This is a genomic window from Psychroserpens mesophilus (assembly GCF_000826645.1).
GTDB lineage: Bacteria > Bacteroidota > Bacteroidia > Flavobacteriales > Flavobacteriaceae > Psychroserpens > Psychroserpens mesophilus.
In genome coordinates, this window is sequence record NZ_JXJP01000006.1 from 195,852 (window position 1) to 209,975 (window position 14,124).

Sequence of the window (14,124 nt, forward strand, 5' to 3'; positions counted from 1 at the left end):
AACTTGTAAAACCATCCGTATATAAAATAGATAGAAACTTAGAAGTAAGTTTCATAATCATAAGTAGGTAATCTTAATTGTATAGTTAAGCGGATATCATTAAGATTTAAAATTTAGTTTAGTTAGGGGTAAAATCCTGTCTGTGTATTCAGGCAGGATTTTATTATTTTATAACTGAATTTTATTCTTTAATTAATGGACTTATAATTAAATTCAAGTAGATTTAAATGGAATCAATATTTTGTAATATACACCCTTTCCTTCAACTGATTTAGCTTCCATAATTCCAGAATGCTTTTCAATAATTTGTTTACAGTAAGCCAAACCAATATTCACTTTATTAAACAGATCAGTCTTATTTATAATTTTTTTCAAACTGTTATTGAAACCATACCCATTATCGCAATACGTAATTTTAATATATTTATCATAATGATATTTATCTGAGATTTCCACGTAACTATTTTGTATAGACTCATTAGCCAAAATTTCTATAATCAACTTGTCATTTTCATGATTTTGATCTTTTTGAGAGTTACGAAGCAATACCTTGAAAAGACGCTTAATTAAGGTTTCATCGCCTTGTAAATTAATTGGTTTTAGTGGATAAGTAATTTCAATATCTTGATTATTATGCATTTGTAATTCAATAATGGTATCACGTATAAGTTGTGTTAATTCAATGTCTTTAATAACCAATGCTTTATCTTCTAATTCTTTAAATCGGAGTAAGGTTTGAAGCATTTCACTCATATCTGCATTATAGCTACCAATTTTTGAAAGGCTCTCTACGATATCATTAGGCAAGTCATTGTGTTTGCTTAGGATATAACTCGTCATAAATATCGATTTTCGTAAAGGTTCCTGAAGGTCATGAGCAATTAATTTAAATACTTCTTGCTGTTGTACTTTTAACGATTTAACTTCTCTGTATTTAGCTTCTAAAGTTTTCTGATGATGAACTAATTCATTTTTGGCTTTTATTAGTTCAGCGTTTTCTTCTAAGGCCTTTTCTGCAGCTTGTTTTGCTATTAGTAACTCTTTTTCATACTTGTTTCTTTTAGAGATTTCCATACCACCACAATGAATTTCCTCTCCTTTCGAAGTTTGTATGCGTTCAAAATTCAGTAAAACCGGTATCTGAGCATTTTTGCCCTGGAACACGAGATAGATTTCTCGTACCGAATTTTGCATTTTTATTAGCGGGTTGAGGTGAGTTTGATAAAAGATTTTACTACCTACTGTAAGATAATGCTCTAATGATTGACCAATAGCTTGATCTTTTTCAACATTCAATTTCATTCTCATTTCCTTATTCATTTTCAAAAGTTTTCCTGCTATGGAAATAGAGAATAAAAAACAAGGGATGCCTTCATAGCTGTTTTCCCGAGGTGAGTGATTTGAGCGATGCTTAGTTATGAGATTGCGTATTTAAAAATTTTTGTATCAGATCTATTGTTTCTTGAGGGTGACTCAAATGCGGACAATGTCCTGTTGCCTTCATTTTCTCGAAGGTACTACTTTTAATTTGATCATGAATATATTCGCCCACCACATCAGGAGCTATAGCATCATCAGAACACTGAAGCACTAAGCATGGATGATCAATATTGGCAAGATCACTGCGATTGTCTGAAAAGAATGTAACTTCAGCAAATTTGCGAGTGATTACTGGATCTGTAGAGCAAAAGCTTTCTTCAAGTTCTTTAGCCAATTCTGGTTGGTCCTCATTCTTCATGACCACTGGAGCTAAGAAATTTGCCCAACCTAAGTAATTTTTGTCCATGACATCCATTAAACCTTCTAGGTCTTCTCGGGAAAAACCTCCTTCGTAATCTGTATCATTCACATATCTGGCAGAAGGGCCAATAAATATTAAACTTGAAAATAAATAAGGTTTTTCTATTGCAGCCAAAAGTCCGATCATTGAACTCACACTATGACCAACAAATATGACGTCCTTTAGTTGAAGTTCAGAACAGATATCTAACACATCTTGTGCATAACCTTGTAAAGCAGAATAACGTTCTAAACTATATGCAGTTACGTCAGATTTTCCACAGCCAACATAATCAAAAAGAATAATTTTATAATCTTTTTCAAATGCAGGAGTGACAAATCTCCACATATTTTGATCACATCCAAAACCATGGGCAAATATGATTGTTTTTTGACTGTTACCTTTTACAGTAACATTATTTCGTTTAATGATATCCAAAACTATTATTTTCAGAGATTGATAAAGTTACTAAAATTATAAATAGAGGAGGTGAAAATAGGTGCCAGCTAAAGCTTACTATTTAAAATGATGATTTACTTACTTTTATAACTACAATAAAATTCTAATTATTCCTCTGTAGATTCTTCCATAGTATGATACACGTTTTGTACGTCATCATCTTCTTCAAGCTTTTCTAGTAACTTTTCTACATCTTCAGCTTGTTCAGGTGTTAAGGCTTTAGTCACCTGAGGAATACGTTCAAAGCCGGAAGATAAAATTTCAATGTTGCGAGCTTCCAATTCTGCTTGAATGGCTCCAAAACTTTCAAAAGGCGCATAAATTAAAATGCCATCGTCATCGGCAAATACTTCTTCAGCTCCAAAATCTATAAACTCTAATTCCAGTTCTTCAGGATCTAAACCTTCAGCATTAATTCTGAAATTACAAGTGTGGTCAAACATAAAAACTACAGAACCTGACGTGCCTAAACTGCCATCACATTTATTAAAATAACTACGAACATTAGCTACAGTTCTTGTATTGTTATCGGTTGCAGTTTCAACTAAAACGGCAATACCATGAGGAGCATAACCTTCAAAAACAACTTCTTTATAATCACCTTGACTTTTGTCTGAAGCTCGTTTAATAGCACGTTCTACATTGTCTTTAGGCATATTTACAGCCTTTGCATTCTGTATGACAGCTCTTAATCTAGAATTAGCATCTGGATCTGGGCCACCTTCTTTAACAGCCATTACAATGTCTTTACCAATACGCGTAAAGGCCTTGCTCATCGCTGACCAACGTTTCATTTTTCTTGCTTTACGAAATTCAAAAGCTCTTCCCATTATCGTTCTATTTTAATAGTTTTTTGTTGGATTCAAAATTATTCAAATTTAATTGAATTGCAAACAAAGATTAGTCATTAGGAATGTGATTTGCTAAAAAATTGGCATTCGTATTATTGAGCTCATTAATAGTCTTTTGACGTTTAGTATTGAGTTCTGTATTGACTTTGTTGTAATTTTTAACAGCTTTATTAATGTCTTTAACCTTTTTGTTGTAGGCATCAATTTGTTCTTTGGTTCGTTTGCGCTCTGGCGTTTGTTCTAAAGTTGTTTTAATTTTTTCGAAATCCTCATTGAGAATTAGAAAATCTGTTATTTGAGGCATTTTGTTTTCAGTCTCATCAATAAAAAATTCAAAAGCATTTCTTGTAGCAATAATGATAGAATCATCATTTTTGTATGTTGCTTGTGATTTTAAAGCCTCAAGACCCTCTTTAGCAGCTGCATTTAGTGCATTTGAATTTTGCTGAATTGCGCTTACATCGTTTGCTTCAACGGCTTCCCAGAGATAAACTTCATTAATATAGACTTTAAAATAAATCAAATACATGTCGTTGTAATGTTCAAATACTTCATTTGAGATTTTCATCTTCTTTCCAAGATCATTTTCGCTTTCAATAATTTGAATGTTATGTTTTTCAGCAAAAGCATAAAAATTAGCTTCATATTCTTTTTGAGATTCTTCCATTTTTTTATCAGCCATTTCCTGAGCAATGATATAAGCTTCCATCGCATCATACGATTGTTCAGCTACTTCTTTCATATCTACAATGGCTGCATAGTCATGATTTAACAGGCTTTTATTAAGTCGCATGTGCTTCAAAACTTGATTTTTATAATCGTCACCATCGTATCCTTCAGCATTTTCAATTTTAGAGATTGCTCTGTCAATTGTTTTTAGCAAATTTTTCCGTTTACCATCAATACTTCTGTCACTTTTGCTATGAGCTACAGCTTTGGTGTATTTCCACATGTTTTTAGTAATGGCTTGTTGCTCTTCGGCTACAAAGTCTAAATATTCTGAAGCATTTTCAAAACTTTGAGCAGAAAGTGTAAGGTTTCCTATTAGTATGCAAAAAAGGCTGAGAGTTACTGTAAAATTTTTCATGTTAATCTGTAATGTTTAAGTTTAAAAAGTCTAATACTATATGATAAGCTTCAGAGATATAAATATCATTTTGAATAGTCTCTAAAATGGCTGCATTGATGTTTTTCTGATCCTCATTATAACTAAGCACCTCAGTTGTTGAACTGGTGTTATTTACAATTAGTGTAGATGGATTAGTATCGATAATTTCACTGAATTCTTTCCATTTAGAGTGGTACGTATTTATATTATGATATACGTGTTGTAAAGTGAGAGGATATGCAGTGTTTATCTCAAAATAATTTTCAATAATTAATTGGTTGAGTGATTTTACAGCATCAAAAGCAGAATTGCTTGCCAACCGTATGTGGCTTTGAGCAGTGAGTTTTTCTATTGGAAACGCTTTAAGTTTTAAGTATTTTAATGTTGGTTCTATTGAATCATTTTCGAGTGCAAATGCTGAATAGCGTTCTTCAGTTTTAAAATTGTCATATAAATCTGGCAATAGTATGTCTGGTATTACGCCAACAGATTGATGACTTTCGCCAGTAATACGATAAAATTTTTCAACCGTAAGTTTTGAAAACCCTAATTCTGAATCTTCATTTAAAGGCAATATCACCTGTGCAGATGCTTTTCCATGTGTAGGAGAACCCACAATAATGGCTCTGTTGTAATCTTGCATGGCTGCTGCAAAAAATTCAGAAGCTGATGCGCTAAAAGCATTAACAAGGATGACGATAGGTTTCATAAATAATGAACCTCTGTTCATATCTCTAACAGTAAATATCTCTCCATTTCCGTATTTTAAAATAGATAAAGGACCTCTATTTATAAACATACCCGAGAGATCAGCAGCTTCTTTCATTGATCCTCCACCATTAAATCTTAAGTCTAAAATTAGTGCGTCTATATGTTCTTTTTGTAGCTTGTATAACTCTTTAGCAACATCATTTGCAACTCCTAGTCCGTTGGGCGATTCAAAATCTGAATAAAAATTATTAATACTGATGTAGCCTACATTCGCTTTGTCTTTAATAACATAACCAGTGACCGTATTATCGTCAATTTTAGTTTTGGTTTTGGTTAGTTTTACAGCTTTTACAGAGCCATCCTGTTTTTTTATTTTAAAGGTGATGGTCTTGTTTTGTTCATCATTGGTAAAAGCAATAATATCTTCATTAGACACGCAATAGGTTTCTAAAATTACACCATTAGCCTGTAGTGATTTAATTACATCATTCGTTTCAAAATTGCCATCAATAAATGCTGGACTTCCTGGTGTTATATGTGCAATTACAATATCACCACTATCATTTTTTTGTGTTATAATCCCAAATGAAAGTTGGTCATTTGACAAGGCATTAACATACGTGTTTTTATCTGCTGCATTGAAAAATGATGAATTTGGATCATGAAAGGCTACATAAGCATTGAGAAAGGCTTCTTTTACAAATTGTGAAAGGCTTCCTTTTTTGTTCTGTAATTCTTCGAGTTTACACAATTCTTTTTGAATGATTTTTGGTTTTATATCTTTTTCTTGATTTTTAAAATTTGCTGAAAGATTTTTGAATATTGAATCCTTTTCTATGAGCTCAAATAAAATATTATAACGTAGGCGTTTACTCCAAAAATTAACTATTTCCGTATTATTTTTAAGATATCTGTAGGTTTCATCAGGAGCAAAATGTAGGGTGTCTTTTCCTGAATAGTCAAATTTCGTTTTTGAAAAGCTCTTAATAATCTCTTTTGAATTTTCAATACGATCAGTAAGAATAGTACTGTACTTATCAATAAATGAACAGTCATCGTTAGAAATATAATCATCTAATTGCAAACGATCTACTTCAAACAAGTCAATATCGTCTTGAGTAAAAAATCGTTTGCTGTCGTCTAATTGCTCTAAGAACAACTTATATACACCTACAGATAGACTGTCGTCAATAGGCTTAGGTTTAAAATGTTCGTTATTTACCAAAGCTTTAATAGCTTGTAACTGATTACAAAACTCTGTTTGTTCTTGAGATTGAACGATAAAAAAAGTGATTAACGAAGCAAATAAAAGAATATGTTTAAGCATGAGGGATTTCGTAGGTTAAAAAATTAGGTAATGTAATTACTCTTGTACTTCTACAATGGCCTCAATCGCTTCAGCTAATTTAAAATCTTTATCTGTAACACCATTGGCATCATGGGTTGATAGAGAAATTTTTAAAACGTTATAGACATTAGTCCAATTGGGATGATGGTTTTGTGCTTCACATTCAAAAGCGATTCTACTCATTGCACTAAAACAATCTTTAAAATTGTCAAATTCAAATTCGGCATGAATAGCATTTTTATGATAGTCCCAATCTGGAAAATGAAGTAGTTTTTTTTCGATAATATCTTCAGACAATAAACTCATAGTTGAAATTCTTTCTAATAAATGTATGAAATTTTATCGTAAAATAAGAACTTATACATTTCGACAATACAAAACGAGATAAACTGACAAAATAAACTTTAAAAGGCAGGTTTTTACTTATTAAGTTCTTCAAGTACTTCAAGGCTGGTTACCTGAAGATGTTTGGGAAGTTTATTAAATTTAGGTAATACAGCCAGATAACGATCTTCATTGGTCGTGTAAACATGTTTGTAAAGCACACCATTTTTTGTCGTTATTTGATTTACAATATCTTTGATATACTCATCGTGATGTACTAAATCTGTACTCCCTAAATGAAATACACCAGATTTATTTCTGTTGATAATGTAATGAATTTGTTGTGTGACTTTTGAATCGGTTGTCACATTCATAATGATATTTGGGAAAATTTCAATGGCGGTTTTATCACTTAGATGTTGTTTTAATTCTTTAATTCTTGGCGACTGTACTCCTAAAACCATTGGAAGCCTGACGATTGCTACTTTTTTCTTTGGAAGGCGTAACAACATGTTTTCAATTTTAATCTTGAAATGGCCATAAACACTTCCACTAAAGGTTTTGTCTAGTTCGTAGCTTGGATACTTACTATAAGCATCAAAAACATTGGCAGATGACAGAAAAATGATTTTACAATCGTGATCTAATACATATTGTGAAATATGCTGATGCGCAATCGTTTGTGCATGAAAATCACCTCGTAGTGCTGAAATAATGATGGAAGGTTTGGTAGCTTCCAAAACCTCATACACATCATCTTGTTCTACATTATAATGTAAAAAATGATTGTTTGAAGTAAAGGTTTTATGTGGAATACGATACGTTCCGAAAGTTTTAAAATAAGAACACAATTCTTTATAAATAGCATTTCCTATAAAACCACTGGCACCTAAAATTAATATGCGATGTTTACTTTCGTTCTCCTTCATAAATCATAACATCATACGATGCCTTAGCCTTTGTAGAATGGTAATTTTACAACAGTTGCCGGAATAGCATTTTTACGCACTTGAATATGGATTTTACTACCAAAATCTGAAAATATTGGAGCCACATAACCTAAGCCAATTCCTTTTTTCAATGAAGGTGACATGGTACCTGAGGTTACTTTACCAATTTGCTTTCCATTAGAATCTACAATGTCGTAACCTTGTCTCGGAATTCCTTTTTCATCGAGTTCAAACGCAACTAGTTTTCTATCGAGAATTCGTTTTTTCTGTTCAGATAAGTTTTCAGAATTGGTAAAGGTTTTAGTGAATTTTACAATCCATCCTAAACCTGCTTCAAAAGGCGAGGTGGTGTCATCAATATCATTTCCGTAAAGACTGTAACCCATTTCTAAACGAAGTGTGTCTCGCGCAGCTAGTCCAATAGGTTTAATGCCATAAGGCGCTCCAGCTTCCATGACCTTATCCCAAATTTGTTTTACTTCAGAATTTTTGCAATAAATTTCAAATCCGCCACTTCCTGTATAACCCGTTGCAGAAATAATAACGTGATCAACTCCAGCAAAATCCCCAACTAGAAAGTTGTAAAAATTTATTTCGGATAAATCATGAGAAGATAATGTTTGCATGGCTTCAACAGCTTTCGGACCTTGAATAGCGAGTAACGAATAGTCTTCGCTTAAATCACGCATTTCAGCTCCAACATCATTTTTTGATACAATCCAGTTCCAGTCTTTTTCAATATTACTCGCATTAACCACTAAAAGATAGGTGTCTTCTTTTATTCTATACACTATTAAGTCATCTACAATACCACCATTATCATTAGGAATACAGCTGTATTGAGCTTTTCCAACCGTGAGTTTTGAAGCATCATTACTGGTCACTTTTTGTATTAAATCTAAAGCTTTCGGACCTTCAATTAAGAATTCGCCCATGTGCGACACATCAAAAACACCAACTGCATTTCTAACGGTTTCATGTTCAATATTAACACCTTCATATTGTACTGGCATATTGTATCCAGCAAAAGGAACCATTTTTGCTCCAAGTGCGATGTGTGTTTCAGTTAAGGCTGTATTTTTCATTCAAAAATTGGTTTATATCATCCGTTAAACGGAAATCATAATATGTAATGTTAAAGGTCAAATTCAATCTTAGAATTTTCACTACAAATGTATCGAAAAATATCTGTTTTATTAAAGACAAAGTGGCTTCATGTACTAAATAATTGTTAATATAAAAAGATGAATTCCGATCTATAAATCTAATCTTTTAAGATGTCTTCAAAATCGGTAAAGAACGTTTCAAACTTATCCATCGTTGTATTAAAAAACACCATCACTTCTTGCCAGGTATTTTTATTGTGAATGGAAACTTTTTGCTCAAGTGGTATGTAAATTCTTGAGATTTCTTTCCCATTATCAAGATAATATTCCTCTTCAAAAATTGCTTCAGGAAGATAGTCGTCTTTCAAAATGGTTTTAAGACTTAGTAGCTTTTCCCAGGTATTGATTCGGGTTTCTAAATCGTCTTCTAGATCTAATGCTACTAAAGCTGATTTAGTATCGAAATGAAATTTAAATGAAAAACCTTTAATTTTAGTATCGTATAAAATCCATTTTCTAGGAAATGACTTTCCGAAGCTTGTCCAGAATTCTTGTCGTAATTGTCGTGATTCTTCCTTAGAAAACATGATTATCAAATAAAATAAGCTATTCCAACACCTAAAACAATAGCAATGAGTTTGGATAAGTTGAATTTATGACCTTCACCAGTTTCAAATAAAATGGTCGTAGAAATATGAAAAAAGATACCAATTACAATAGCATTGATGGTATAAATGTAATCTATACCTAAATTAGAAGTGTTAGATACTAAAGTGCCTAAAGGCGTCATCGCTGCAAATGTTATTAAGAAAAACGCAATATGTGACTTGCTATAATTAGATTGTAATAAAAAAGCTGTAATTAAGGCTGCAATTGGAATTTTATGGATGAGAACACCATAAACCATATCGTTATGGACATGAATAGGGAAGCCTTCGAGAAAACTATGAATACATAAACTGATAAATAACAACCAAGGAAATGATGTTTCATGTTTATGAATATGTACATGACCATGTTCTGCACCTTTAGAGAAAAACTCCAGAACAATCTGAAGCAAAATTCCAAACATGATACAAAGTCCAGTGCGTTTAACTTCTAAATGTTCATAAACTTCAGGCAATAAATCAAAAAGAGTAAGCGCCAATAAAAAAGCACCACTAAAGGATAGTAAAAGCTTTGTATTTATAGTTTTTTGATGTTTACTGATAAATGCTAAAACAACTCCAAAAATTACTGCAAATATGGGTAAGAGATATGTGTTCATATTTTTATAATATCCTTTAATAAAATCATGGACTATTTAAAGACCATGACTAAACGTTCTGAAGTGTTTTTGTAAAATCTATTTAATTTATAATCACCAAAAACATCCAGTAAATGCACACCTGCTTTTTCAAAAAGAACCTCAAAATCGGTTAAGGTTAGTGCTTTAACACGTTCCTGAAAACTATAATCTTCATTATTGACATTAAAGGTTATGGTTTTAATAATGTAACCATCTTCAACTCGTCGCTTTTGATGAAAGTCAATGCCTTCAACTGTTTTGACATCTTCATCAACTAAGTTATTAATTACAAAGTCACTATTCATAAAATCAATGACACCGAAACCATAATCGTTTAAATTGGCTTTAATTGCTTTTATGGTCTTAAGATTGTCGTCTTCATTTTCAAAATATCCAAAGCTGGTAAACAGATTAAAAACAGCATCAAATGTTTTTCCGTAAGGTTTGCACATGTCGTGCACATCAAAATGCAAGGTATCATTTTCAAATTGCTTGGCATAAGCAATGCTATTTTCAGATAAATCTACACCTGTAACATCATAGCCTAGAGAGTTTAGATACATGGAGTGGCGACCTTTTCCGCAGGCAAGATCTAGAATTTTACCATGTTCAGGGACATTTAAATATTCTGTGAGGTTATCCATAAACATTTGTGCCTCACTATGATCTCTATCTTTGTAAAGAATATGATAGAAAGGTGTATCAAACCAAGATGCATACCATTGTTGTGTGTCTTCTGCCATGTTTATTTCACTAAGTAAAGGGAATCTTTTTAATTCTTCTTATAAGCCACAAAAATACTTTATTTTTGCAATCTATTAGTCGTATCGTATGGAGAATAATTATAAAATGGTCGCTAAAACCTTGTTTGGTTTTGAAGATTTGCTAGAACGTGAGCTCATTCAACTAGGAGCAATACATGTCAAAAAAGGGGTTAGAAACGTTAGTTTTGAAGGTGATAAAGGGTTCATGTATAAGGCTAATTTAGCCTTACGAACAGCGATTAAAATTCTGAAACCAATTCACACATTTAAAGTACGAAATGAACAAGATCTCTACGATAACATCTATAAAATGCCCTGGGAAGACTATTTAAAACCAACAGGAAGTCTGGCAGTTGATGCGACGGTTAATTCTCAAGTCTTTACGCATTCATTGTATATAGCTCAAAAAACAAAGGATGCTATTGTAGATAAATTTAGAGATATGGATGGACAGCGACCAAATGTAGATTTGAAGTTTCCTGATGTGAAAATTAACGTCCATATTGATAGAAATACCTGCAATATTTCATTAGATTCTTCTGGCGATTCATTACACAAAAGAGGTTATAAAACGGCGACGAATATAGCCCCAATTAACGAAGTTCTTGCAGCTGGTTTGGTGATGCTTTCGGGTTGGGACGGACAAACAGATTTTATGGATCCAATGTGTGGTAGCGGAACTATTTTGGCTGAAGCCGCTATGATTGCGTGTAATATTCCACCCAATTTAATGCGAAAGGAGTTTGCTTTTGAGCGTTGGGCAGATTGGGATGTTGATTTATTCGAAAAAATTGAAGAATCCCTTCTGAATAAAACCAGAGATTTTCATCATAAAATTATTGGTTATGACAAATCACCAAGTGCTGTCACTAAAGCAAAAGAAAATATTAAAAATGCACATTTGGAAGAATTTGTCCATATTCAGCATGAAGATTTCTTTAAGACTCAAAAAGGAGGTGATGAAAAATTACATATGGTTTTCAATCCGCCTTATGGTGAGCGATTAGATATCGACATGGAAAACTTTTATAAAACTATTGGAGATACACTAAAACAAGGTTATCCAGGAACTGATGCCTGGTTTATTACCTCAAATTTAGATGCTTTAAAACATGTTGGTCTGCGTCCATCACGAAAAATTCATCTCGTCAATGCGAAACTAGAAGCGCGTTTTGTTAAATATGTGATGTACGAAGGGAGTAAGAAAGCTAGTAAGCAGTAGGCATTAAAATGTAACTAGTAGTTAACCTTGAACTTTCAATAAGTTTCTTTATTCTATAATTTCGTAATCGATACTTAGTTTTCGTAAAGCTCTCAATGTAGAGCCAGAGTTTTTAGCTTTTGTTTCTATAGCTACCTGATCTCCTTCTAAAAGGATGTCGGTAAGAAGATTTGCCTTAGATTCATTTATGTTAGAGGAAATTTCTGAAATGCAACTCGCAATAGCTCTTCTATCAGGTTTTTGAGCAACACATGACAATAAGTTTAAATTCATAATTGAAAGTTAGTCATTTTAATGATCTACAGCGCAAAGGTAATCAATACTTTTCCTTTAAGGTATTTGTGTGATGTTCAATATGATGAGCAGTCCACATAATTATTTCCCGAATCGGCATTTTTCCCATAAGTGGATGTGGTAGGATTAAGGAATCTAAGTTTTTATCTGAAATTCTCCTCGTTTTATATTCTAGTTTTTTGCCTTCAACCAATAGTCTGTCTAAGATATATTGTTTGTCGGTTAATTCAGGAATTTTCATGTGTTGTGAAGGACCGAAAGTTTGACCTTCCGCATCTTTTAAACGTTCCTGATAACGACTTACAACAGTTTGATAATCTCTAACGTCTCTATTAGATTTTCCGAATTTATAGCGCAAGACAAATTTTGGCATACTCAAGGCGTCGTTAAGCGGTTTAACACTTTGAAGCAAATGAAGCGCATGTTGACCAGTAGTCCATTTACCTTCAGGACCTTCAAGCCATTTATCATTATCCTGATTAGAAATCCAATTGATTAACGCCTGGTTTTTGTCTTCTATAAGATCTGCAATCGAATCTTTATCCATAAAGGTTGTAGTGATATATATGTAAAAGATATAAAATATTTATGATATTTTAGTCTTGAAAGCAGAGATGTTCAGAAATAAAATAATTTTAGTTATTCCTCTTTTTCTACAGCAACTTTTTTATCCTTTTTTATAATAGGAATAAGATACGACAAGTTGTAACCAAAGCCTATTCCGAAGCGTCCACTGTCAAATGTTCTATTAAATCCTGGAATATATAGATTTTCAAAACCCTCAGGTTCATCTTCAGTGATTAAGCGTTTTATCTGAACATTAAGACCTAAAAACAAATTGCTAAATAATTCAGCTTTTATACCAACAATTAGTTCGGCCCAAATCGCTGTTAATCCGTTTGCTTCAATAGCTTCTTCAGAAGAAAATTGTGTTGGCCAATATTGATTGGTATTATAAACTGTATAGTTATTTAAGGATTGCTTAAACGAACTTACGCCAGCACGAAAACCGAAGTAAATCATATTTTGCATATCAAGCCAGTTTTGATATGAATTGTAATCAATACCAGCCTTAAAATAGCTACCCGAAGCCGTTATGTCCAGAAAATCTGTTGAGAGTGTGCGTTCTTCTGTTCCTAATTCTCCAGCCAAATATATTTTCTTTGTTAATCGATAATCACCAGTAACTTCAAAACCTGTAAAATCATCATCAATAAAAGATCGAGCTATTTTACCCAAATCGGCACCAAGTCTCAAACCATATTTTTGTTTATAAATTAAGGTGTCTGTTTGCGTTTCTCCATCAATGGTGTCTTGAGCATTCAACACACAGCAGAAGAGTAAAATGCAACTACTAATGAAAAAATTTAAAATGTGTTGTTGTTTCATCTTCAATTGATTGATTATCGTTTAAGGGTTGCGCTAGAACAATCCAACGTTCTGTATCATCAGGATCAAACTGTATGTTGACAGCTTTGTACACGGTTTTGTAGCCACAAGCTCGGGAAACATAAACGTTTTCAGTAATATAATTTATGGTAATGATATCTTCATTTCCATTAAAAATATCATCAGAGGTATCATTCGGTGTGCCATTGTCATCAACTAATTCGTAATTAGTAATAAATCTGAAACTGGTAGAGTTTTCATCGGTTTTTAGTGGTAACTGTACCTCAAGTATATCTGAAGAACCAGAAAAACCTGTTAGTACTTGAGAATTTCCAATACCTTGGATGAATAAATCAGGAACAATTTTAGTATTCTCCTGATTGGAAACATCGTAAAATTCTAATATTAATCTTGGAGTTGTGGGTATATCTTCCGGACAAATATCATCGCGTTCGCATGTACTTAGAGTAGCAAAAATTAAAACTACAAAACCTACTTTTTTTATAATGTTAAATTTCAATGCTTTTTAA

The 14,124-nt window shown here is 32.5% G+C and carries 16 protein-coding genes; 1 reads left to right on the top strand and 15 read right to left on the bottom strand.

Going from position 1 to position 14,124, the window contains the following annotated elements; translation table 11 throughout:
• Nucleotides 1-213: 213 nt before the first annotated feature.
• The 11 genes from TD18_RS07045 to TD18_RS07095 form a co-directional block, all read right to left on the bottom strand.
• Entirely contained in the window at nucleotides 214-1,320 is a 1,107-nt protein-coding gene (locus TD18_RS07045; RefSeq protein WP_040250471.1) for a phytochrome family protein, read from the bottom strand.
• A gap of 91 nt (nucleotides 1,321-1,411) precedes the next feature.
• On the bottom strand, nucleotides 1,412-2,218 hold the full coding sequence (locus TD18_RS07050; RefSeq protein ID WP_040250473.1) for an alpha/beta fold hydrolase: 807 nt from the start codon (nucleotides 2,216-2,218) through the stop codon (nucleotides 1,412-1,414).
• Nucleotides 2,219-2,346: 128 nt separating this feature from the next.
• A complete protein-coding gene (locus TD18_RS07055) occupies nucleotides 2,347-3,069 on the bottom strand; it encodes a YebC/PmpR family DNA-binding transcriptional regulator (RefSeq protein WP_040250476.1) in 723 nt (240 codons plus the stop codon).
• 70 nt (nucleotides 3,070-3,139) lie between these two features.
• A complete protein-coding gene (locus TD18_RS07060; RefSeq protein ID WP_040250479.1) occupies nucleotides 3,140-4,177 on the bottom strand; it encodes a hypothetical protein in 1,038 nt (345 codons plus the stop codon).
• A gap of 1 nt (nucleotide 4,178) precedes the next feature.
• The gene (locus tag TD18_RS07065; RefSeq protein ID WP_040250482.1) at nucleotides 4,179-6,236 is read right to left on the bottom strand and encodes a S41 family peptidase; all 2,058 of its coding nucleotides are present in this window, start codon (nucleotides 6,234-6,236) and stop codon (nucleotides 4,179-4,181) included.
• A gap of 36 nt (nucleotides 6,237-6,272) precedes the next feature.
• Nucleotides 6,273-6,563, bottom strand: a complete 291-nt coding sequence (locus tag TD18_RS07070; protein ID WP_040250485.1) for a 4a-hydroxytetrahydrobiopterin dehydratase — start codon at nucleotides 6,561-6,563, stop codon at nucleotides 6,273-6,275.
• 113 nt (nucleotides 6,564-6,676) lie between these two features.
• On the bottom strand, nucleotides 6,677-7,510 hold the full coding sequence (locus tag TD18_RS07075) for a sugar nucleotide-binding protein (protein ID WP_040250489.1): 834 nt from the start codon (nucleotides 7,508-7,510) through the stop codon (nucleotides 6,677-6,679).
• A gap of 23 nt (nucleotides 7,511-7,533) precedes the next feature.
• Complete coding sequence (gcvT, locus tag TD18_RS07080; RefSeq protein WP_040250492.1) at nucleotides 7,534-8,616, bottom strand: glycine cleavage system aminomethyltransferase GcvT; 1,083 nt, start codon at nucleotides 8,614-8,616, stop codon at nucleotides 7,534-7,536.
• 179 nt (nucleotides 8,617-8,795) lie between these two features.
• Nucleotides 8,796-9,224, bottom strand: a complete 429-nt coding sequence (locus TD18_RS07085; protein ID WP_040250495.1) for a DUF4268 domain-containing protein — start codon at nucleotides 9,222-9,224, stop codon at nucleotides 8,796-8,798.
• Between the two features lie 5 nt (nucleotides 9,225-9,229).
• On the bottom strand, nucleotides 9,230-9,904 hold the full coding sequence (locus TD18_RS07090) for a ZIP family metal transporter (protein ID WP_040250498.1): 675 nt from the start codon (nucleotides 9,902-9,904) through the stop codon (nucleotides 9,230-9,232).
• A gap of 32 nt (nucleotides 9,905-9,936) precedes the next feature.
• Nucleotides 9,937-10,668, bottom strand: a complete 732-nt coding sequence (locus TD18_RS07095; protein WP_040250502.1) for a class I SAM-dependent methyltransferase — start codon at nucleotides 10,666-10,668, stop codon at nucleotides 9,937-9,939.
• 88 nt (nucleotides 10,669-10,756) lie between these two features.
• Between TD18_RS07095 and TD18_RS07100 the strand changes: the two genes are divergently transcribed.
• Nucleotides 10,757-11,911 (top strand): THUMP domain-containing class I SAM-dependent RNA methyltransferase, encoded by a 1,155-nt coding sequence (locus tag TD18_RS07100; protein ID WP_040250504.1) that lies wholly within the window; start codon nucleotides 10,757-10,759, stop codon nucleotides 11,909-11,911.
• A 48-nt stretch (nucleotides 11,912-11,959) separates the two neighbouring features.
• Here TD18_RS07100 and TD18_RS07105 read toward each other — a convergent pair whose 3' ends face one another.
• The 4 genes from TD18_RS07105 to TD18_RS07120 all read right to left on the bottom strand — a co-directional run bounded on the left by TD18_RS07105 (nucleotide 11,960) and on the right by TD18_RS07120 (nucleotide 14,114).
• Nucleotides 11,960-12,184, bottom strand: coding sequence for a hypothetical protein (locus TD18_RS07105; RefSeq protein ID WP_040250508.1), 225 nt, complete (start codon nucleotides 12,182-12,184; stop codon nucleotides 11,960-11,962).
• 43 nt (nucleotides 12,185-12,227) lie between these two features.
• Nucleotides 12,228-12,752, bottom strand: a complete 525-nt coding sequence (locus TD18_RS07110) for a DinB family protein (protein WP_040250512.1) — start codon at nucleotides 12,750-12,752, stop codon at nucleotides 12,228-12,230.
• Nucleotides 12,753-12,844: 92 nt separating this feature from the next.
• On the bottom strand, nucleotides 12,845-13,594 hold the full coding sequence (locus tag TD18_RS07115; RefSeq protein WP_040250514.1) for a DUF6048 family protein: 750 nt from the start codon (nucleotides 13,592-13,594) through the stop codon (nucleotides 12,845-12,847).
• The gene (locus TD18_RS07120) at nucleotides 13,560-14,114 is read right to left on the bottom strand and encodes a DUF6452 family protein (RefSeq protein WP_052461075.1); all 555 of its coding nucleotides are present in this window, start codon (nucleotides 14,112-14,114) and stop codon (nucleotides 13,560-13,562) included. The genes TD18_RS07115 and TD18_RS07120 overlap by 35 nt, the downstream gene beginning before the upstream one ends.
• Nucleotides 14,115-14,124 lie beyond the last annotated feature (10 nt).

Bases quoted from the DNA above. Each gene is read 5' to 3' on its own strand.
- TD18_RS07045 (WP_040250471.1), bottom strand. From the start codon at position 1,320: ATGAATAAGGAAATGAGAATGAAATTGAATGTTGAAAAAGATCAAGCT.
- TD18_RS07055 (WP_040250476.1), bottom strand. From the start codon at position 3,069: ATGGGAAGAGCTTTTGAATTTCGTAAAGCAAGAAAAATGAAACGTTGG.
- TD18_RS07060 (WP_040250479.1), bottom strand. From the start codon at position 4,177: ATGAAAAATTTTACAGTAACTCTCAGCCTTTTTTGCATACTAATAGGA.
- TD18_RS07065 (WP_040250482.1), bottom strand. From the start codon at position 6,236: ATGCTTAAACATATTCTTTTATTTGCTTCGTTAATCACTTTTTTTATC.
- TD18_RS07070 (WP_040250485.1), bottom strand. From the start codon at position 6,563: ATGAGTTTATTGTCTGAAGATATTATCGAAAAAAAACTACTTCATTTT.
- TD18_RS07075 (WP_040250489.1), bottom strand. From the start codon at position 7,510: ATGAAGGAGAACGAAAGTAAACATCGCATATTAATTTTAGGTGCCAGT.
- gcvT (WP_040250492.1), bottom strand. From the start codon at position 8,616: ATGAAAAATACAGCCTTAACTGAAACACACATCGCACTTGGAGCAAAA.
- TD18_RS07085 (WP_040250495.1), bottom strand. From the start codon at position 9,224: ATGTTTTCTAAGGAAGAATCACGACAATTACGACAAGAATTCTGGACA.
- TD18_RS07090 (WP_040250498.1), bottom strand. From the start codon at position 9,904: ATGAACACATATCTCTTACCCATATTTGCAGTAATTTTTGGAGTTGTT.
- TD18_RS07095 (WP_040250502.1), bottom strand. From the start codon at position 10,668: ATGGCAGAAGACACACAACAATGGTATGCATCTTGGTTTGATACACCT.
- TD18_RS07100 (WP_040250504.1), top strand. From the start codon at position 10,757: ATGGAGAATAATTATAAAATGGTCGCTAAAACCTTGTTTGGTTTTGAA.
- TD18_RS07105 (WP_040250508.1), bottom strand. From the start codon at position 12,184: ATGAATTTAAACTTATTGTCATGTGTTGCTCAAAAACCTGATAGAAGA.
- TD18_RS07110 (WP_040250512.1), bottom strand. From the start codon at position 12,752: ATGGATAAAGATTCGATTGCAGATCTTATAGAAGACAAAAACCAGGCG.
- TD18_RS07115 (WP_040250514.1), bottom strand. From the start codon at position 13,594: ATGAAACAACAACACATTTTAAATTTTTTCATTAGTAGTTGCATTTTA.